The following is an 18,464-nucleotide window of genomic DNA, read 5'->3' as shown; positions in this document are numbered from 1 at the left end:
GACCCCTGCCAGCGGCCCCCCGGGCATTCGGGTTAGCTGCAATGCCACGGCGGCGTTGAACTGGGATCCTGGAGCCATGGCGACACGCTGCCTCATCATCGACGACAGCGATCACTTCCTGGTGATCGCGCGCGAATTGCTCCAACGGGAGGGATTCGCCGTCGTCGGCGTGGCCGCGACCGCCGCCGACGCCGTCCTGCGGGTCGACGAGGCCCGCCCCGATGTGGCACTCGTGGACATCGACCTCGGCCAGGAAAGCGGCTTCGACGTCGCGAGGCGGCTTACCGAGTCCTCCCATCCGCCGCAGATCATCCTGATCTCCGCCTACGCCGAGAAGGACTTCATGGAGATGATCGCGGACAGCCCGGCCATCGGATTCCTGCCGAAGTCCGCCCTTTCCGGGACGGCGATCCGCGAGCTCCTGGGCCACCCGCCGGGGCCGCTGGACGGGCCGACCGGACAGGACCGCGACGGCGGGTCGCCGTGACCCGCCGGGCGTTCTAGCGCGCTTCGAGGAAGGCCAGGACGGCGAGCACACGCCGGTGGTCGTCCTCGGTCTCGGGTAGCCGCATCCTCGAGAAGATGCTGTGCACGTGCTTTTCGACGGTGCCCTCGGTGACCCAGAGCTGGCGGCCGATGCCCGCGTTGGAGCGTCCCTCCGCCATCAGGGCGAGCACCTCGCGCTCGCGCTGGGTGAGAAGGTCGAGCGGGTCGTCCCGGCGGCGCGCCGCGAACAGCTCCTTGACGAGGCTCGGGTCCACGACCGAACCGCCGTGCACGATCCGCTCGATCGTCTCGACGAAGTCCGCCACGTCGGTCACCCGGCTCTTGAGCAGGTAGCCGACCCGGTGCCCGGCGGCCAGCAGTTCCATCGCCTGCTCCACCTCGATGTGCGCGGAGAGCAGGAGGATCCCCATGTCGGGGAACTCCTCGCGGATCGTCCGGGCCGCGTCGAGGCCCTCGGTCGTGTGGCTGGGCGGCATCCGGATGTCGACGATGACCAGGTCCGGACGGCGGTCGCGGGCGAGCGTGAGGAGTTCCCGGGCGTCGCCCGCCTGGCCCGCGATCTCGAAGCCCGATCGCTCCAGCAGGCTGGCTATCCCCTCGCGGAGCAGCACGTCGTCATCCGCCACCGCTATCCGCGTCGGCCCACCGTTCACGGCTCCGTCGTCCCTTCGGCTCCCGGCCGCCTCATCCGGCACGCGTTACGAGAACGGATGAAGAAAGGCAAGGAGAATCGACCTCGCGGGCGATTCTCCAGGTTAATTCCGATCGCCCTGCCAAATCTCTGTCAAGAACGGATTTCCAATACTTCCGCACATGAAACGAGTATATTTGAGTTCATGCGTGCGCGACTGTTGTCGCTTCTGGCGCATCCAACGCGCCCGTCCCTGGGACAGGGAATCATCGTCGCCGCCGCATGCCTGGCAGTGGAGATCCTCATCGCCCGTATGCTCTGGCAGATAGCCCCCAGCGGTTCTCTCGGCGTAGTTTACCTGCTCGGTATTCTGCTGGTTTCGACCCTGTGGGGCCTGCCGCTCGGAATACTCACCGTGCTCGCCAGCGGCGTCGCCTTCGAATATTTCGACTTTCCGCCCAAGGAAAGTTTCACTCTCCCCGCGGCCTGGGCCGTGTCGCCTCTCCCGATCTTCCTCGTCGTCGGACTGCTGGTCGCCGGGATCGCGTCGATGGCACGATCGCTCGCCGTCGAGGCCGACGAACGCCGACGCGAGGCCGACGAACGCCGGCGCGAGGCCGACCTCGCCGCCGACCTGGCCCACCTCCTTCTGCGCTCGGAGGACTCGAGAGCCGTGCTCCCCGTGGCCTCCGAACGCCTCGCGCGGGCCCTGAGAGTGGACGGCGTGGCGATCGAAGGCGGGGCGGTCGAGGTCGGCGACGATCGCCACGCCCTGCCACTGGGCGGGAACGGTGAACCGCTCGCCACGGTCACGCTTCCCGCCGACGCTCCGGAGGCCGTACGGCGCCGCCTCTCCGAGCGGATCATCCCGTCGTTGGAGGCCCTGCTCCAGACCGCGCGCGACCGCGAGACCATCGCGAGCGCGCTGCAGGCGAGCCGCGACGAGAACCGCAGGATCGCGGAGGAGCAGGCGGCGCTGCGACGGGTCGCGACGCTGGTCGCGCGCGGCATCTCGCCGACCGAGCTGTTCAACAGGGTCGCCCAGGAGGTCTGCATGATCCTCGGCGCGGACCGCGTGGCGATCGGCCGCTACGACACCGGCCGCATGACGGTGGTGGGCTCATGGAGCCTCCGGTACGGCACGGCGTCCGGGCTGCCCATCGGCTCACAGTGGCCGCTGGAGGAACCGAGCGTCTCCGCCCGGGTGCGCCGCATCTTGCGGCCGGCCCGCGTCTCGGACTACGGCACGGGCATGGGCAAGATCTCGGAGTGGGCGCGCGATCAGGGGGTCACCGTTTCCGTGGGCTGTCCCATCCTCGTCGAGGCCCGGCTCTGGGGCGTGGTGATCGCGTTCTCCGTCGATCCGGAGCCGACGCTCCGATGCGCCGAGGAACGCATGCGGGACTTCACCGACCTGGTCGCCACGGCGATCTCCAACGCCCAGGTCCGCGCGGACCTCGCGGCGTCCCGCGCCCGTGTCGTCGCGGCCGCCGACGAGAGCCGGCGTCGCATCGAGCGGAACCTGCACGACGGAGCCCAGCAACAGCTGGTCTCGCTGGCGCTGGAGCTGCGCGCGGCGGAGGCCGGCATGCCGCCCGAGCAGTCAGACGCCAGGAAGCGGCTGACGCACGCGCTCAACGGTCTCACGGGCGTCATGGAGGACCTGCAGGAGCTTTCCCGGGGCATTCACCCGGCCATCCTCACCAACGGTGGTGTCGGCCCCGCGCTGAGGATGCTCGCCCGCCGCTCGGCCATACCCGTCGAACTCGACATCCGGAGCGAGCTGCGCCTGCCGGAGCGCGTGGAGGTGGCCGTGTACTACGTGACCGCGGAGACGCTGACCAACGTGGTCAAGCACGCGCGCGCCTCCGTGGCCCGCGTCGCGTTCTGGACCGACGGCGGCGCCGCGCATCTGACGATCGAGGACGACGGTGTCGGCGGGGCCGACCTCGGCTCCGGCTCCGGCCTTCTCGGCATCAGCGACCGGGTGGAGGCGCTCGACGGGACGGTGACCGTCATCAGCCCCGCGGGCGCCGGTACCACGCTGTCGGTCACGATCCCCCTCACCACCTGATCCTCCACACCACCTGACGGCCGCGCGCCGCCGGACCCGAGTCCATCGCGTCGAGCGTTACCTGCCTTCACCGGGAAGCGGGAGGCGCAGGACGAAGCAGGCTCCCGCCGCCGAGTCCGCCACCTCCACGGTTCCGCTGTGTGCGTGCGCGACGGCGCGGACGATCGCGAGGCCCAGCCCGGAACCTCCATGATCGCGGCAGCGAGCCGTGTCCAGCCGGCTGAAACGCTCGAAGATCCGATCCCGGTCGGCCGGCGCGATGCCCCGCCCGTCATCCGTCACGATCAGCTCGGCGTATCGTCCGTTCCTGCGCACTTCGACCCGCACCGTACGGCTGGCGTGCCGCTGCGCGTTGTCCAGAAGGTTCCTGACGACGCGGCGGAACTCGTCGGCGACGACGTGGAACACCAGCCCGGGCGAAAGCAGCAGCCGGACGGGGATGCCGTCCGCGCGCATGGACACCTCGTCCCGTACCAACTCGGCGAGATCGACCCTCGACCACTCCTCCGGCGGAGTCGTCCCCACCCTGGCCAGCACGAGCAGGTCGTGCACGATGGTCTGAAGCCGGTCGATGTCCCGCAGCGCGCGGCCGAGAACCTCGTCCAGATCGCCCTCACCCGGGTGCAGCCGAGCCTCCTCCAGCTGCGCTCGTAGCCCCGCGATCGGGGTGAGCAACTCGTGTGAGGCGTCAGCCACGAACTGCCGCTGCTGGGAGAGCAAACGAATCATCCCTCTCGTGAGATTCTCCTGCAGGTCTGTCGGGTGAGTGGGTGCGCCTGGCGCCGCGGCGCGTCGTTCACGGGCCTTTCCCGCACGCTTCGACGGCCGGCGGCCAGTGAGATCTACCTTCGCCGTCCAGGATGGCGTACGACCGACCCGCCGTCTCCCCGGACAGCCCCCATCCCGGCCCCATGCCAGCCTCCGCCCGGCCTTACGGCTAGCTGGAGTGCCATGTGCCGGCACATGACCGTCACCTCGCTCCTCTTCCGACGCCGGAGAGCGCTTCGAGAGCCACCGGCTGCGGCCCGCACACCCGGCCCAGCAGCTCCTCCAGCGAGGAGTTGACATTCTGGGGCCTTTCGAGCATCAGGTTGTGTCCGGTGCTCGGGAGCACGACGAAGTCGGCCGCCGGCAACGTGCCCGCGATCGTCTCGCTGTGCTCGACCGGAGTGACGAGATCGTTCTTGCCGACCAGGATCAGCGTGGCCACGTCGCGCAGCGCGTCCAGCGCCGCCAGCCTGTCATGCGCCATCAAGGTCGCGTAGTAGTCGCCGATCACCTCGATGGGAGTGGAATCGATGATCCGATCAGCGGCCTGCCGCACGGCCGACGGCACGTCCGACGCGAACGAGTACCGCCGCACGAGCAGGTGCAGAAGCTCCGCGAAAGCGAGGTGCCCGTAACCCCTGATGATCGACCGTCCACCCAGCACCTTGAGAAGTCCGGGAACGAGCGGCTGCAGCAGCTTGGCACCGTACGCCGGCAGTCCGAGCGTGATGTGGCCCAGCCCGCCCGCCGAGGTCGAGAGCAGCGCGACCCCCACGACCCTGTCGTGGAACAGATCCGGGTGCGCCTCCGCCAGCGCCATGATCGCCATGCCGCCCATCGAGTGCCCGACCAGCACCACCGGGCCGGACGGGACGACCTCTTCCAGGACCCGGTACAGGTCCCGGCCGAGCTGCGCGATCGTGGCCGACCCCGGCGCGCCACGCCCCGACCGGCCGTGACCGCGCTGGTCGTACAGGACCAACCGGGCCCGATCGGCGAACGCCGTCCGCTGGCCGTTCCAGCAGCCCAGGTGGAGCGCCAGACCGTGGCAGAAGACCATGGTCAGCTCGGCGTCGCTGGAACCGCCCACCTCGACGTAGAGCTCGAGGCCGTCATCGGCCACGACGGCGCGTGCCGTTCCGGCGGGCAGCTCCGCGTCTTCGGGCTGGAGCATCCGGGCCGAATCGCATGAAGCATCCGGCAGCGCGTCCGGCAAGCCGTTCGACAAGGTGTTCGACAAGATGTCCGACTCCTCGTCCGCGTCCGACTCCGCCTCGAGGAGCTCCCGGCGCCTGAGGTCGATGCCACTGATCACGCGAGGGTCGAACCCTCGGATGACGGCGGGGCCGGACACGTCAGGCGACGGTCCGTACAGGCGATTGCTGAGCATTGCCGCGTCCCTCCGCTCGCCGATCACGTTCCTGGGCGATGCCACCGGCCCGTGTCCTCAAGGCCGGTCCGGTGACCTGCTTTCGCTCTCCACGATCCCGTCGGCGACGCCTGCCGTCTGCACCGGCAGCCTCCATCTTCCGGGTATGCCTCCGGCACTCCCCGCCTTCCTGCTAGCTGCAATGAGCCGCCCTCTGACGCCCGCGGAGAGCGGACCGAGACCGAGGATCCCGGCAAGATCACAGAAGCGTTGCATGTCAGAGACGGGGTCACGGGGATTCCGGAAGGTGCCGGAACATTGTCCCCCCGCCTTCCCACAGGAGTCGCCGATGTATCCGCCAGCAGCGCCTCGTCCGCCCCTGCGACCTGTCCGCGGCCTGGCGATGGCGGCCGTCGTCATGCTGGCCGTCGACTCCCTCATGAGCCTGATCGTGATCGTCGTCGACGCGCACCGCGCCGCCCTCATCGACCGGATCATCACCGACTACGATTCCGTCGATCCCGCCGAGGTCGAGTTCAGCGACTGGCTCTATCCCCTGTCCGGGGTGGTGGAGATCGTCGTCTACGTCGGCACCGTCGTCATGTTCCTGGTCTGGTTGTTCCGCGCGCGGGCGAACGCCGAGCTGCTGAGCCCGTGGCCGCAGCGGCACACCAAGCCGTGGGTGGTCCTCGGCTGGTTCGTCCCCATCGTCTGCTGGTGGTTCCCCAAGCAGATCGTGGACGACATCTGGAACTCCTCCAAGCCCGACGCCCACGTGTCGCCGCTCGCGACCGCCCGCCGTTCCGGCCTGGTCTCGGCCTGGTGGCTGGCCTGGTTGATCAGTACCTGGGGTTCGAAACTGGTGAGCAGGAGACTGGCATCGGCCGACGACCTGCCGTCCATGCGGGACGCGGCCCGGTTCGACATCGTGACCAGCGGCATGTTCGTCGTCACAGCGGTCCTGGCCGCGCTGGTCATCCTGACGATCAGCCGGCTCCAGGAGGACCGGCGGCGGGCCATGCCGGCACCTCCGTCGATGGACGGGTCCGGGTTCGTCCACGGATGACCCGCCGGGGTCCCCGTAGTCCACGGCGTGCCCGGCCGGGCGGTTCAGGCGGGCGGGGGCGTGGCGCCGTGACGATCGGTGAAGTCGAGGATCCGCCGCCAGGCGTCCGCGCACGCCTCGCCCCACTGGGCGTACGCGCGGTCGAAGAAGGAGTGCGGAGCGCCCGGATAGGTGTGCGCCTCGTACGGCACCTCGGCCGCGGCGAGTTCGGCCGTGAACCGTTCGAACTCCCGGGCCGGGGTCACCGCGTCGTCTCCCGCGATGAGCAGCAGCGACGGCCGCCGCATCTCGGGAACCACGTCGCGGACCAGCACCGGCCTGCCGTAGAAGCCGATCACACCGGCCAGATCCACCGGGCCGGCGGACAGCCGCCACGACTGGCTGCCGCCGAAGCAGAAGCCCACGGTGAAGGCGGGCCCGGACGCCCCGCGCTCGGCCAGGTGCGTCATCGCCACCGAGACGTCGGCGGCCACGTCCCGCGGGTCCACCTGGGCGATGTGTGGCTGGAACACGAAATCGGCACCGCGCTCGTCGTCATCGGTGGTGCGGCCGAACCAGTCGATCGCCGCGGTCGCGAATCCGGCCTCGGCGAACCGTACGGCGAGGTCACGGTAGTAGGGATGCAGCCCGCGCACGTCGGGCAGCACGATCATCCGGCCCCGTGGCGGCCCGGCGGGCAGTGCGACGTGCGCGGCGAGGCGGCTGCCGTCGGTGGACCTCAGAGTGACGGGCGCGTTCTCGGCGACCGGTCGAGGATCCGGCGGGGCCGGCGGGCGGCTGTCCATGGAGTGGCACATGGTTCCCACTGTGCGATGCCCGCCACGGCGGTTCTCCATCGCCCCCTCTCCTGACGGCCGGGCACGCCGTCGACGGCGAGGAGCCGGGGGCGCTCGGCGTCAGCGGGCGAGCAGGCCGCCGTACAGGATGCTGAGGAAGTGATCGGCGAGCTCCGCGGGGTCGTACCCGCCTCCCGGCTGGTACCAGCGGACCGTGGCCCAGATGCTGTCGCGCATGGACCGGTACAGCAGGTCGACGTCGATGTCGGCCCGGAACGCGCCCGACTCCTGCCCGGCGGCGAGTACCCGCAGCCAGACCTCGTCGTTCTCGTGGCTGTACTTGTTGACGTACTCGAACGCGGCCTGGTGGCTGAGGGCGCCGGATTCCTTCTGGTACAGCGCCACGGCGTGCGGACTGTCATGGATGGTGACGAACGCGTGGAGCACGAGCTCGTCGAGCTTCTCCTTCGGCGTCACGCCCTCGCGCTTCTCGATCTCGGTGAACCTCACCAGGAGCCGGCCGAGGAAGTCCCGCAGGATCTCGTCGAGCATGGCCTCCTTGGAGCTGAAGTGGTGGTAGAGGCTCCCGGAGAGAATGCCCGCGTCCTCCGCGATGTCGCGCACGGTCGTGCGCGCGTATCCCTGGGTCGCGAAGAGACGCGCGGCTATTCCGAGCAACTCGGCCCTGCGGTCGGAACCGCGGGTACCACCGGCGGCATTCCTTGCCGAGCCCGCACCCGATCGCGTAGCCGCCATTAGTGTCCGTCCTTCCGGCAGTGCCTTACCCAGCAAGCACTTGTTTGATCTTGTCTCTAATCTACTCCCTCGTCCGTGGTTCATCGAAGCCGACCTCGTCCCGGGAGTCCTGCTGGTCGAACCAGTCCCATTGCCAGGGCTGGATGGTGCGCAACGGACCGGACAGCAGGACACGTTCCCCGCAGGCGAGATCGGGCGGCGGCTCGGCGGCCGTCCACCCGGGTTCACGCGCGGCGAGCTCGGCGGCGACGCCGAGCGGGTCGGCGTCCAGGTAGGCGAGGGTGACGCGGATCGTGGAGCCGGACAGCGGCTTCAGCGAGCCGTCGGCGCCCTCCACCGTCACCGCCTCGCTGCGGAACGACCAGACACCGGCCACCCCGGGCAGTTCGAGCATCCGCGGGATGCGGACGCGGTCGTACCAGTCGAACAGCGCCTCGGCTTCCGGTCCGCCCGCGTCCTCGACCTCGCTGACGAGCACCTGGATCCCGGTGTGCGGCCGGAAGGGAAGCGCGGCCGCCGAGATGCGCACCCTCGGATGCACGTACCCCCTGACCGGCTGGAAGATCCCCATCAGCGGGCGGGCGGTCCATCGGAGGTCGGGTCGCCGGCCCTGTTGGAGGGTCGTGTCACCCAGCTCCTTCCACTGCCGGATGCTCTGCTTGGCCGGCTCGGCGAACCAGTACATCGCCATGTAGTCGACGTCCCGCAGCCATCCGTCGCCCGTACCGGCCGTGCGGCAGTCCGGCGACCGCACCCAGCGGTCGCCGTGCACGACGCCGGGCAGGGCGAGGTTCTCCGGGCGGTGGTCGAGCTGGTGCCACTCGTTGTAGTCACGGTGCCGGGATGGGTCCGACAACCGGGGGAACGCGAAGAAGACGCGTGTGGCGGTCAGCGGCGTGGTCATTGGCTCGCCTCCTCCATCGGCCGCGTCGAGGGATCGAGGTCCCCCGCGACCATCCGCCGTCCGGTGGCATCGCGCGGCACCGGCACGGGGATGGCGGACAGCAGCCGCTGGGTGTACTCGTGGGTGGGGGAACGGAAGATCTGCGTGACATCGCCCTGCTCGACGATGCGTCCCGAGGCCATCACCAGCACGCGGTCGGCGATGACCTCCACCAGGGCCAGATCGTGGCTGACGAACAGATAGGACAGCCCGAGTTCCTCCTGCAGGTCACGCAGGAGGTTGAGCACCTGGGCCCGGACGGAGACGTCGAGCGCGGCGACGGGTTCGTCGCACACGATGAGGCTCGGATTGAGCGTCAGCGCGCGGGCGATGGCGACCCGCTGCAACTGCCCTCCGGAGAGTTCGGAGGGGTATCTGGCGAGGTACCGGCGGCCGATGCCCACCCGGTCGAGCAGTTCGGCGCCGCGCCGCAGCCGGGCGGCGCGGTCGAGGTCGGTGTGTACGAGCAGCGGCTCGGCGACGGCCTCGGCGATGCTCATCCGGGGGTCCAGGGAGCTGTACGGGTCCTGGAAGATCATCTGCATGCGGCGCCGCAGCCGGCGCATCTCGCGGTAGGAGGCCGCGCGCACGTCGATCCCGTCGAACGTGATCTTCCCGGTGTCCGGTTCGATCAGGCGCAGGACGATCCGGCCCAGGGTCGACTTGCCCGCCCCGGACTCCCCGACCACGGCCAGGCACTCCCCCTTCTCCAGGGTGAAGTCGATGTCCTGGACGGCGGGAGGCCGAGGGGGGCGCCGGCCGAGCAGGCCGCGGCCGGTCGTGAAGGTCTTGGACACTCCCGATACTTCGAGCAGGCTCACGCGACCGTCACTCCCTGCAGTTCGATCTCGCTCGTCCGGAGGCACCGGGCCTCGTTCGCCGGCCCGGCCGGGGTCAGGTCCGGGTGCCGGGAGTCGCACCGGCCGGGTTCGCGGTGCGGGCACCGATCGTGGAACCGGCACCCCGCGGGCCAGGAGCCGGGGGCGGGGATGCTGCCGGGGATGGCCTCCAGCCGGCGGTCCGACCGGAGGCCGGGCTTGGGGATCGCGGCCAGCAGGCCCGAGGTGTACGGGTGCCGTGGCCGCAGGAAGATGTCCGCCGCGGTGCCCTGCTCGGCGACTTCGCCGGCGTACATGACGATGACCTTCTGGCACAGCTCGGCGACCACCGCGAGATCGTGGCTGACGAAGAGCAGCGACACCCCCGTCTGCTCCTGCAGTTCCCGCAGCAACTGCAGGATCCGTTCCTGCACCGTGACGTCGAGCGCGGTGGTGGGCTCGTCGGCGATCAGCAGCCGGGGGTTGCACGCCATGACCATGGCGATCATCACGCGCTGGCACATGCCGCCGCTGAACGCGTGGGGGTAGTCGTCGACCCGTTCCGCCGCGCGCGGGATCTGGACGAGGTCGAGCATCTCGATCGCCCGCGTCCTGGCGGCCTTGCGGTTGAACCCGAGGTGCCGGCGGACCGACTCCGCGATCTGGTCGCCGACGGTGAAGGCGGGATTGAGGCTGCGGATCGGCTGCTGGAAGATCATCCCCATGCCGGGGCCGCGGAGGCCGCGCCACTCGCGTTCGGGGAGCGCCGTCAGCTCCCGTCCGTCGAAGTGCACCGACCCGCCCGCGACGCGCCCGCCCATGACACCGGTCAGTCCCATCACCGCGAGCGAGGTGACCGTCTTGCCCGAGCCCGACTCGCCGACCAGCGCGACGGATTCGCCCTGGCCCACGGTGAACGACACCTGTTGCACCACCGGTGTCCATCCGCCCGCCGGGTTCGGGAACTCCACCGTCAGGTCCCGTGTCTCGAGCAGCGGCGGGGCCTCCGTCTCCTGCTGTCGCTCCGTCACGTCACTCTCCCTTGCCACGTGCCGACCGGCTGCGCGTCATGCCCTTGCGCACGCCGTCTCCCAGGTAGGTGAAGGCCAGAACGGTGAGGAAGATCATCACACCGGGTGGCCACACGAGATACGGCGCCAGGCCCATGTTCGAGGACGCCGTGGACAGCATCGATCCCCAGCTCGACGCCGGCGCCCGGACGCCGAGGCCCAGGAAGCTCAGGCTCGCCTCCGCCGCGACCGCGGCGCCCAGCGACACGGAGATCACCAGCACGATGGGCGGCATCACGTTGGGCAGGATGTGCCGCACCGCGGTCCGCAGGTTCCCGCAGCCGAGGGCGATGGACGCCTCGATGTACGTCTCGTGCCGCACGTCCATCGTGGTGGCGCGGGCCACCCGGAAGAACCGGGGGGCCATGATCACACCGATGGCCAGCATCGCGTTGGTGATGCCGGGGCCGAGCACCGCCACGATGGTGATGGCCAGCACGAGCGACGGCGCGCTCATCAGCGTGTCCATGATCCTGGTCAGCACCGTGTCCAGCCAGCCGCCCCGGTATCCGGCGGCGACGCCGGGCGGGAGGCCGATCACCAGCGCCACGGCCACCGCCTGCGCCGAGGCCTGCAACGACACCCTGGCGCTGTAGATCAGGCGGCTCAGCACGTCCCTGCCGTAGTCGTCGGTGCCGAGCAGGTGGTCGGCGCTCGGCGGGCGCAGGCGCTGCAACACGTTCTGGACGTTCGGGTCGTACGGCGCGATCAGCGGGGCCAGGACGGCGCCCAGGACGAGCAGGGCCAGGAATCCGCCCGCCACGATCGTGGACTTGCGGCGCAGGATGCCGCGCACGATGCCCGCCTGCGCGGGTTCCTCGTACGGCTCGCCGGGCGCGTCGACGGGGTCGTCCAGCGGGGTGGTGACGTTCTTCATGCGCGCACCTTCGGATTGAAGTAGCCGTAGGAGATGTCGACCAGGAGGTTCACCACTACGACCACGCTGGTGGAGAAGAGGACGAAGCCGAGCAGGACCGGGATGTCCCTGCTGAGCACGCTGTCGACCGCCAGGCTTCCGAGACCGGGCATGTTGTAGATGATCTCGATGGTGACCGAGCCGGCGAGCACCTCGGCGACCCGGAAACCGAGCACCGTCACCACGGGGACGCAGGCGTTCTTCAGCGCGTGCTTGAACAGGACCGCGCTTCGGCTCAGCCCCTTCGCCTGCGCGTTGAGGATGTAGTCCGACTTCAGCTCCTGCCCGAGCGCCGACCGCAGCTGCAGCGTCACCTCGGCGGCGGGAAGCAGGCCGAGGGCAATGCCGGGCAGGACGAGGTGGGACATCCACGGCCACAGCCCCTCCGACAGCGGCACGAACCCGAAGGCGGGGAAGACCTGGAAGGTCACCGCGAACAGCGATGCCAGGACGAGTCCGAACCAGAACGCCGGGATGGCGATCGCGACCGAGGCCAGCCAGTTCACCAGGCGGTCGACGACACCGCCCGGCCGCAGCGACGCCAGGATCGCCATGAGGGTGCCCAGCACGACCGCCATCACCATCGCGAACAGCACCAGGGACATCGTGGTGCCCATCCGCCGGACGATCATGTCCGTCACCGACTGGTCGGACATGAGCGACTGGCCGAGGTCTCCGTGCAGCACGGCGCCCACCCACCGCAGGTAGCGTTCCACGACCGGATCGGACAGGCCCAGCTCTCCCCTGATCGCCGCGATGCGATCCGGGGTCGGATCCTCACCGGCCAGCACGACCGCCGGGTCACCGGGGGCGAGGTCGATGAGGAGGAAGACCAGGAGCGGCACCACGAGCAGCAGTGGGATCGCTGCGAGCAGTCGCTTGCCTGCGTGGCGCAGCATGCTGTGTCCCTTCGACGAGTTACGGAGCGGGTTGCCGGGCGGGTTCGGGGAGGCTTCGGGAGGCTTCGGCGTGGGGCCGGCGCGCGCCTCCGCCTGGACCGTCGGCCCGGCCACGGCGTCACGACGCTCGGCCGCGGAGAGGATTTCGGTCAGAACTTAAACAAGCAATAGCTTGGTCGAAAAACCATATAGGCGAGGCCATGGCTGGTCAATAGACCCTTTCGCCGGGAACCCCCGCGAAACGATCCCTCCAGCCCTCCCACCGGTCGACACCGGCGGGCACGGTCCCGGCCCCCCGGCCGATGGCCGCCGTTCGTGCCGTCACACCGGGGAGCCGGAGCGCAGCCGGGGTAACACGTCACGGGCGAGCGAGGCGATGACGCGCTCGCGTTCGGCCACCGGGGCGGCGATCTGGACGAGGACGCGCTCAGCGCCGGCGTCGGCGAACTCCCGAAGCCTGCGCACCACGTCATCCGGAGTGCCGAGCACCAGATAACGATCAGCGAGCGGGGAGAAGTCCTGCGCGTAGGTGGCGCTGACCGCGGCGATCCCCGTCTCACGAGCCCACTCGCCGTCCGGGTCGACGCACGTCCACGCGAAGACGGCGCCCGAGACCGCGTCGCGGGGCCGTCCGGCGGCGTCGGCCGCGTCCCGCACCCGCGCCAGGCTCTCCCGCAACATCCGCGGATCGACCATGTACGGCATCCACACGTCGGCGTACCGCCCGGCCCTGCGGATCGCTCCGTCCTTGCGGCCGCCCAGCCAGATCGGCGGGCCTCCCGGCTGGACCGGCGGGGGCCGCAGCGCCACGTCGCGCAGCGCGAAGGACTCTCCCTCGATGCTGACCCGCTCGCCGCTGAACAGGGCCCGGATCACCCGCAGCCCCTCGTCCAGCCGGCGGAAGCGGGACGCCGGGTCCACCCCGACGGCGGCGAACTCCGCCGGGTACTCCCCGCCCGCGCCGACGCCGAGCTCGAACCGCCCGCCGGACACCCGGTCCAGCGTGGCGGCGAGCTTCGCCGCGAGCGCGGCGGGGTAGAGCGGGAGCAGCGTGATCGAGCTGACCAGGCGGATGCGGCTGGTGGCTCCCGCCGCCGCGGCCAGTTGCACGAAGGCGTTCGGCGTCGGCCCGTGGAAGAACAGATGCTCACCGCAGCCGAGATAGTCGAAGCCGTACCGCTCCGCCGACCGTGCGTCCCGGACGACGTTGTCGGCGTCACCCGCGATCAGACCGACACGCATGTCACCGCTGTCCCCTCACGCGTTTCCTGGACGGCACCCGCGGCGCCGTCAGCGGGATCCGGCGGTCCGCAGGATCTCCTCCGTGTGTTCTCCCGGGTACGGCGGCGGCAGGGTGAGCCGCGCCGTACTGCGGGAGAACTTGGGCACCGGCGCGGGCTGGACCACACCGGCCAGCTCGACGAACGCCCCTCTGGCCACCATCTGGGGGTCGGTCGTGGCTTCGTCGAGGTCGCGGACCGGGGTCACGCAGGCGTCGAGCTCGCCGAACACCTTCTCCCAGTGGGCGCGGGGCCGGGATCTGAAGATCTCCGCCACCGTCCGCTTGAGCTCGGGCCATGCCGCACTGTCGTACTGCCGCGGCAGGTCGTCCGGAACCAGCCCCAGCGCTTCGAGGAAGCACCGGTAGAACTGCGGCTCGATCGCCCCGACCGCCATGTACTTGCCGTCCGAGGTCTCGTAGACGCCGTAGAAGTGGGAGCCGGAGTCGTAGGCGTTCGTGCCGCGGGCGAGGTTCCAGTCTCCCCTGGCCTTCATGCCCCGGATGGCGATGGTCAGCAGGCTCGCGCCCTCGAGCATCGAGCAGTCGATGATCTGGCCCCGCCCCGACTCGCCGCGCTCCACCAGGGCCGCGAGCACCCCGAATCCGAGGACCATGCCGCCGCCGGCGAAGTCGGCGAGATACATCAGGGGCGGGACCGGTCCGGTCTCGCTCGTGCCGATCGAGTCCAGCACGCCGGACAGGCTGATGAAGTTGATGTCGTGACCGGCGGCCGTGCTTATCGGGCCGTCCTGGCCCCAGCCCGTCATCCGGGCCACCACCAGCCGCGGAAACTCCTCCGTCAGCTTCGCCGGGTCGATTCCCATGCGCTCCAGCACGCCGGGGCGGTACGGGTCGAGCAGCACGTCGGCCTGCTCCAGCAGCCGGGACAGCTCGGATCTCCCGGACGCGGACTTCAGGTCCAGCCGGACAGACCTGCGTCCGCGGTTGATCGGGTTGAGGTGGTGCCGCGGCACCCGCTTCTCCGGCGCGGACGACGACGCGACGCGATCGACGCGGATCACGTCGGCGCCGAGGTCCGCCATCATCATCGCGGCGAACGGCACCGGTCCCAGCCCGGCGAGTTCGATGACCCTGACGCCCTGCAGGGGCCCGCCCGTCATTTCGCGGCCGCCTTCTCCGAACCCTGCCCCGGGTTCTTGTCGTAGGAACGGGGGTCGGTACTCCACGTGCCCGCGGTGACCCCCTGGGCCCGGAGCTCACGCTTGAGGATCCGCCCCACGGCGTTCTTCGGCAGTTCGTCGCGGAACTCGATGTGGGACGGGCGGGCGTACCGCGGCACGCGCGGCGCGATCCACCCGAACATCTCCTCCGGATCCGGTGCCGCGCCCGCGGCGGGCACGATCGTCACTTTCACCTCGTCCTCGTTGAGCGGCGACGGCACCGCGTGGACCGCGACCTCGCGGACCAGCGGATGCGTGGCGATGATCGCCTCGATCTCGTAGCTGGAGATGTTCTCGCCGCCCTTGCGGATGTAGTCCTTTCCGCGGTCGACGAAGAACAGATAGCCGTCCTCGTCGAACCTGCCGAAGTCACCCGTGTGGAACCACAGGCCGCGGAACACCTCGAGCGTCTTCTCCGGCTGCCTCCAGTACCCGTTGAACATGATGCTGGGCCGGGTGGGGCGGCAGACGATCTCCCCCGCCGCGCCGGTCGGCAGCGGATTGTCCCGCTCGTCGACGATGCGGACCTCGAAGGAGTCGGTGACGGTTCCGGCCGAGCCGGCGCGGTACGCGTTCGGCGGGGTCGCCGTGATCAGGCACGCCTCGGTCATCCCGTACGCGCCCGAGCCGACCCGTTCGACGCCGTAACGTTCCCGCCAGGTCTGCGCCAGCTCGGCGGTGACCGGGGAGCCGGAGACGACGCGGAGCCGGCCGTAGGCGTCCCGGCTGGCCTGGCTCTCCTCCGCCCGCGCGATCATGGGCAGCATCGATCCCATGAGGGCCGCCATCGTGGCCTCGGACTCCCGGATGTCCTCCCAGAAGCGGGACACCGAGAACTGTTTCGCCACGCTGATCTCGGAACCGAGCTGCAGCGAGCCGGTGACGTGTCCGATGGCCGCGAGGTGGAACAGCGGCATCGGCGTCCAGAGGCGGTCGTCGGGCCGTCGCTCGAGGTTCTCACACATCTGCCGCGCCATGTTGGCGATGTATCCGTGGCTGACCATGCAGGCCTTGGACGGCCCGGTCGTTCCGGCCGTGTAGACCAGGTGGCTGGTGCCGTAGGGGTCGATGTCGGCGTGCGCCGCCACCGGCGTACCGGCCGCGACCAGGTCGTCGAAACGCGACCGGGGTCCCTCACCCTGCCGCGCGTCGGATCCGCCGGTGCCGTCGGGGTCGTGCACGACGAACGGGACGGTGAGACCCGCCAGATGCAGGGACTCGGCCAGCAGCTCGGCGAACTCCTGTTCGGCCACGGCCAGGGCGGGTTCGCTGTCCGCCACCTGGTGGGTCAGGATCGCGCCCCTGTTGTTGGTGTTCAGCGGTACGAGGTAGGCACCGCAGAACGTGGCGGCCCACCAGGTGAGCAACGCGACCCGGCCGTTGCGAGCCATCAGCGCGATGCGGTCGCCCGGCCGGACGAACTCACTCAGGGAGCCCGCGAGTGCGCGCGCCTGGCGATCGAGTTCCTCGATCGTGAAGGGCTCTCGATCGAGGAAGACACGCATCCCGGGGTCGGTCTGCAGTCGCTTCTCCAGTGCGACGGTGACCGGGTCGGCGTTCACGTTCTCGTACTGCGGGCTCAACTGGTCGTCCCTTCCCGAGCCGCCCCCTACGGGGACAGGGCGCGGTTTGTACTCAATTGCGGTCCGTTCCCGAGTCGCCTCGGGCCACGGGTCGGTTCGTCTTGAGGTCGCCGATCAGGCCGACGGCGCGCGGGACCACCCGGTCGCGCCGTCGGTCAGCGACGTCTCGTCACTTCGTCAGCGCCACGCCGCGGAGGTCCCAGAGGCCGAGGTTCGCCCACGGCACGTTGTCCGCGCCCACCACCTTGTCGTTGTAGATCGCGGCGTTGGTCATGTTGCACAGCGGGATGAACCAGACCTGCTCGAGAGCCTTCCCCCACACCTCGCGGTACTTGGGCGCCCGCTCCTGCTCGGTCAACCGCGGGTCCGCCGCCTCCGTGGTGGTCTTCTTGATCAGCCCGGGGTCGGTCGCCAGACCGTAGCCGCCCAGCAGGTAGTTGTCCACGGTGCCCGCCGGGTCGATCCGCGGGTTGAACGTGTTGGACACCTCGAGCTGGAAGTCCCCGGCGATGAAGCGGGGTTCGAGTTCCGAGTTCGGCACGGGGTTGAGCTCCGCGTCGATACCCGCCTCCGTCATCGCGGCCAGGATGACATTGGCCGGCTGCTCGGTGTTGGTCCCCGCCGCGAAGGAGATGGAGACCTTGGCCCCGCCGACGCTCTGGACCAGCGCCTTGGCCTTGGCGGGGTCGTACGCGTAGGGGTAGGTGTATCCGGGGTCGGCCCAGGCGCTGTCCGCGGGGTACAGCGACCGGGTCGCCGTGCACTTCCCGGAGAACAGCGCGGTCACCTGGTTCGGGTCGATGGCGTGGGCGATCGCCTGGCGCACCTCGGGCTTGGCCAGGTCACCGTTGTCGGCGCGCAGCAGCACGCCCAGCACGTTGCGGAACGTCGTCGTGTTCTGCTGCAGGACTCCGGACTTCGCGAGCTGTTCCGCCTGGACCACATCGTTGGCCGAGCTCACGAAGGACAGGTCGGTCTGGCCGGTCTGGACACCCTTCAACCGGGTCGCCGCGTCGGGAACCCGCAGCAGCTCGATCCCGCCGAGCCGACCGGCGGCCGGGTCCCAGTAACTGTCGGCCTTCTTCACCACCACCTTCTCGTTCGGCACGAACTCGGTGACGATGTACGGGCCGGAGCCCGCCGTACCGGGGTTGTTCTTCAGGTCCGCGCCGGCCGCGATCGCCTTCGGCGACACCATCATCCCCGTGTGACCGGTGAAGACGGAGGGCAGCGCGACACCCGTCCCCTTCTTCAGCTTCAGGTGCACGGTGTGGTCGTCGACCACTTCGACGCCGGTGATGTCCTTGAGGTCGGCCTTGATGGTGCTGTCCGGCTGCGTCTGCCCACGCTCGATGTTGACCTTGACCGCTTCGGCGTCGAACGGCGCGCCGTCGTGGAAGGTCACGTCCTTCCTGAGCTTGAGCTCCAGGTAGGAGCCGTCCTTCGCGAAGGACCACTCAGTGGCCAGGCCGGGAATCACGGTGTCCTTGGCGTCCAGCATCAGCAGCCGGTCGTAGGTCAGCGCCAGATATGGATATCCACCCGGAACGTGCGTCACCGGGTCCAGGTTCTGGATCGGTGCGGACGAGGTGAACTTCAGCACCGCGCTGGGAGAGATGTCCCCGGCCGAGGCCGTACGCCCCGGAGCGGAGGCGGCCCCATCGGTGCCGGAACCACCGCAACCCGCGACGGCGGCCACAGCCGCGGTGGCCAGGGCCAGGCAACGCAGCCTCGTTCTGCCGATGACGCTCATACTCGTCCTTTCGCAAAAATGGTTCGGTTGGCCGGCCGTCGAGGAAGCGGTGTGCACCGGTAGAAGGGCAGG

At 69.9% G+C, this 18,464-nt stretch carries 17 protein-coding genes; 3 read left to right on the top strand and 14 right to left on the bottom strand.

Annotated elements, in window-relative coordinates; genetic code table 11:
* The first annotated feature begins 76 nt into the window (after positions 1–76).
* The gene (locus tag AB0I59_RS21075; RefSeq protein WP_358135108.1) at positions 77–487 is read left to right on the top strand and encodes a response regulator; all 411 of its coding nucleotides are present in this window, start codon (positions 77–79) and stop codon (positions 485–487) included.
* A 13-nt stretch (positions 488–500) separates the two neighbouring features.
* Here AB0I59_RS21075 and AB0I59_RS21070 read toward each other — a convergent pair whose 3' ends face one another.
* Positions 501–1,160 carry a response regulator gene (locus AB0I59_RS21070; RefSeq protein WP_061258930.1) on the bottom strand — a complete coding sequence of 220 codons (660 nt, stop codon included), beginning with the start codon at positions 1,158–1,160 and terminating at the stop codon, positions 501–503.
* Positions 1,161–1,343: 183 nt separating this feature from the next.
* On the opposite strand from AB0I59_RS21070, the gene AB0I59_RS21065 reads away from it, so the two are divergent.
* Entirely contained in the window at positions 1,344–3,212 is a 1,869-nt protein-coding gene (locus AB0I59_RS21065; RefSeq protein WP_358135106.1) for a sensor histidine kinase, read from the top strand.
* 57 nt (positions 3,213–3,269) lie between these two features.
* Here the strand turns inward: AB0I59_RS21065 and AB0I59_RS21060 are convergent, their stop codons facing one another.
* Together AB0I59_RS21060 and AB0I59_RS21055 are read right to left on the bottom strand one after the other, a co-directional pair.
* Positions 3,270–3,941 (bottom strand): sensor histidine kinase, encoded by a 672-nt coding sequence (locus AB0I59_RS21060; RefSeq protein WP_061258931.1) that lies wholly within the window; start codon positions 3,939–3,941, stop codon positions 3,270–3,272.
* 241 nt (positions 3,942–4,182) lie between these two features.
* Positions 4,183–5,370 (bottom strand): alpha/beta fold hydrolase, encoded by a 1,188-nt coding sequence (locus tag AB0I59_RS21055; protein ID WP_358135102.1) that lies wholly within the window; start codon positions 5,368–5,370, stop codon positions 4,183–4,185.
* A gap of 328 nt (positions 5,371–5,698) precedes the next feature.
* Between AB0I59_RS21055 and AB0I59_RS21050 the strand changes: the two genes are divergently transcribed.
* Complete coding sequence (locus AB0I59_RS21050; RefSeq protein ID WP_358135099.1) at positions 5,699–6,415, top strand: DUF4328 domain-containing protein; 717 nt, start codon at positions 5,699–5,701, stop codon at positions 6,413–6,415.
* Positions 6,416–6,459: 44 nt separating this feature from the next.
* On the opposite strand, the gene AB0I59_RS21045 is transcribed toward AB0I59_RS21050, so the two are convergent.
* The 11 genes from AB0I59_RS21045 to AB0I59_RS20995 all read right to left on the bottom strand — a co-directional run bounded on the left by AB0I59_RS21045 (position 6,460) and on the right by AB0I59_RS20995 (position 18,392).
* Positions 6,460–7,251, bottom strand: a complete 792-nt coding sequence (locus tag AB0I59_RS21045; protein WP_358135096.1) for a dienelactone hydrolase family protein — start codon at positions 7,249–7,251, stop codon at positions 6,460–6,462.
* A gap of 60 nt (positions 7,252–7,311) precedes the next feature.
* A complete protein-coding gene (locus AB0I59_RS21040) occupies positions 7,312–7,947 on the bottom strand; it encodes a TetR/AcrR family transcriptional regulator (RefSeq protein ID WP_061258935.1) in 636 nt (211 codons plus the stop codon).
* A 61-nt stretch (positions 7,948–8,008) separates the two neighbouring features.
* Positions 8,009–8,851 (bottom strand): hypothetical protein, encoded by an 843-nt coding sequence (locus AB0I59_RS21035; protein ID WP_061258936.1) that lies wholly within the window; start codon positions 8,849–8,851, stop codon positions 8,009–8,011.
* Positions 8,848–9,711 carry an ATP-binding cassette domain-containing protein gene (locus AB0I59_RS21030; protein WP_358135092.1) on the bottom strand — a complete coding sequence of 288 codons (864 nt, stop codon included), beginning with the start codon at positions 9,709–9,711 and terminating at the stop codon, positions 8,848–8,850. Before AB0I59_RS21030 ends, AB0I59_RS21035 begins: the two co-directional genes overlap by 4 nt.
* The gene (locus tag AB0I59_RS21025) at positions 9,708–10,739 is read right to left on the bottom strand and encodes an ABC transporter ATP-binding protein (RefSeq protein WP_358135090.1); all 1,032 of its coding nucleotides are present in this window, start codon (positions 10,737–10,739) and stop codon (positions 9,708–9,710) included. The genes AB0I59_RS21030 and AB0I59_RS21025 overlap by 4 nt, the downstream gene beginning before the upstream one ends.
* Position 10,740: 1 nt before the next feature.
* The gene (locus AB0I59_RS21020; protein WP_082777326.1) at positions 10,741–11,655 is read right to left on the bottom strand and encodes an ABC transporter permease; all 915 of its coding nucleotides are present in this window, start codon (positions 11,653–11,655) and stop codon (positions 10,741–10,743) included.
* The gene (locus tag AB0I59_RS21015) at positions 11,652–12,593 is read right to left on the bottom strand and encodes an ABC transporter permease (RefSeq protein WP_061258939.1); all 942 of its coding nucleotides are present in this window, start codon (positions 12,591–12,593) and stop codon (positions 11,652–11,654) included. Before AB0I59_RS21015 ends, AB0I59_RS21020 begins: the two co-directional genes overlap by 4 nt.
* A gap of 321 nt (positions 12,594–12,914) precedes the next feature.
* Entirely contained in the window at positions 12,915–13,835 is a 921-nt protein-coding gene (locus tag AB0I59_RS21010) for an LLM class flavin-dependent oxidoreductase (RefSeq protein WP_061258940.1), read from the bottom strand.
* Between the two features lie 48 nt (positions 13,836–13,883).
* Positions 13,884–14,996, bottom strand: coding sequence for a CaiB/BaiF CoA transferase family protein (locus tag AB0I59_RS21005; protein ID WP_358135085.1), 1,113 nt, complete (start codon positions 14,994–14,996; stop codon positions 13,884–13,886).
* Positions 14,993–16,639 carry an AMP-binding protein gene (locus AB0I59_RS21000; RefSeq protein ID WP_358135083.1) on the bottom strand — a complete coding sequence of 549 codons (1,647 nt, stop codon included), beginning with the start codon at positions 16,637–16,639 and terminating at the stop codon, positions 14,993–14,995. The genes AB0I59_RS21005 and AB0I59_RS21000 overlap by 4 nt, the downstream gene beginning before the upstream one ends.
* Before the next feature lie 169 nt (positions 16,640–16,808).
* Positions 16,809–18,392 (bottom strand): ABC transporter substrate-binding protein, encoded by a 1,584-nt coding sequence (locus tag AB0I59_RS20995; protein WP_061258943.1) that lies wholly within the window; start codon positions 18,390–18,392, stop codon positions 16,809–16,811.
* Positions 18,393–18,464: the final 72 nt, after the last annotated feature.

Source organism: Microtetraspora glauca, from assembly GCF_040656155.1.
GTDB classification, from domain to species: domain Bacteria; phylum Actinomycetota; class Actinomycetes; order Streptosporangiales; family Streptosporangiaceae; genus Microtetraspora; species Microtetraspora glauca.
This window is presented reverse-complemented; position numbering and strand designations above follow the sequence as displayed.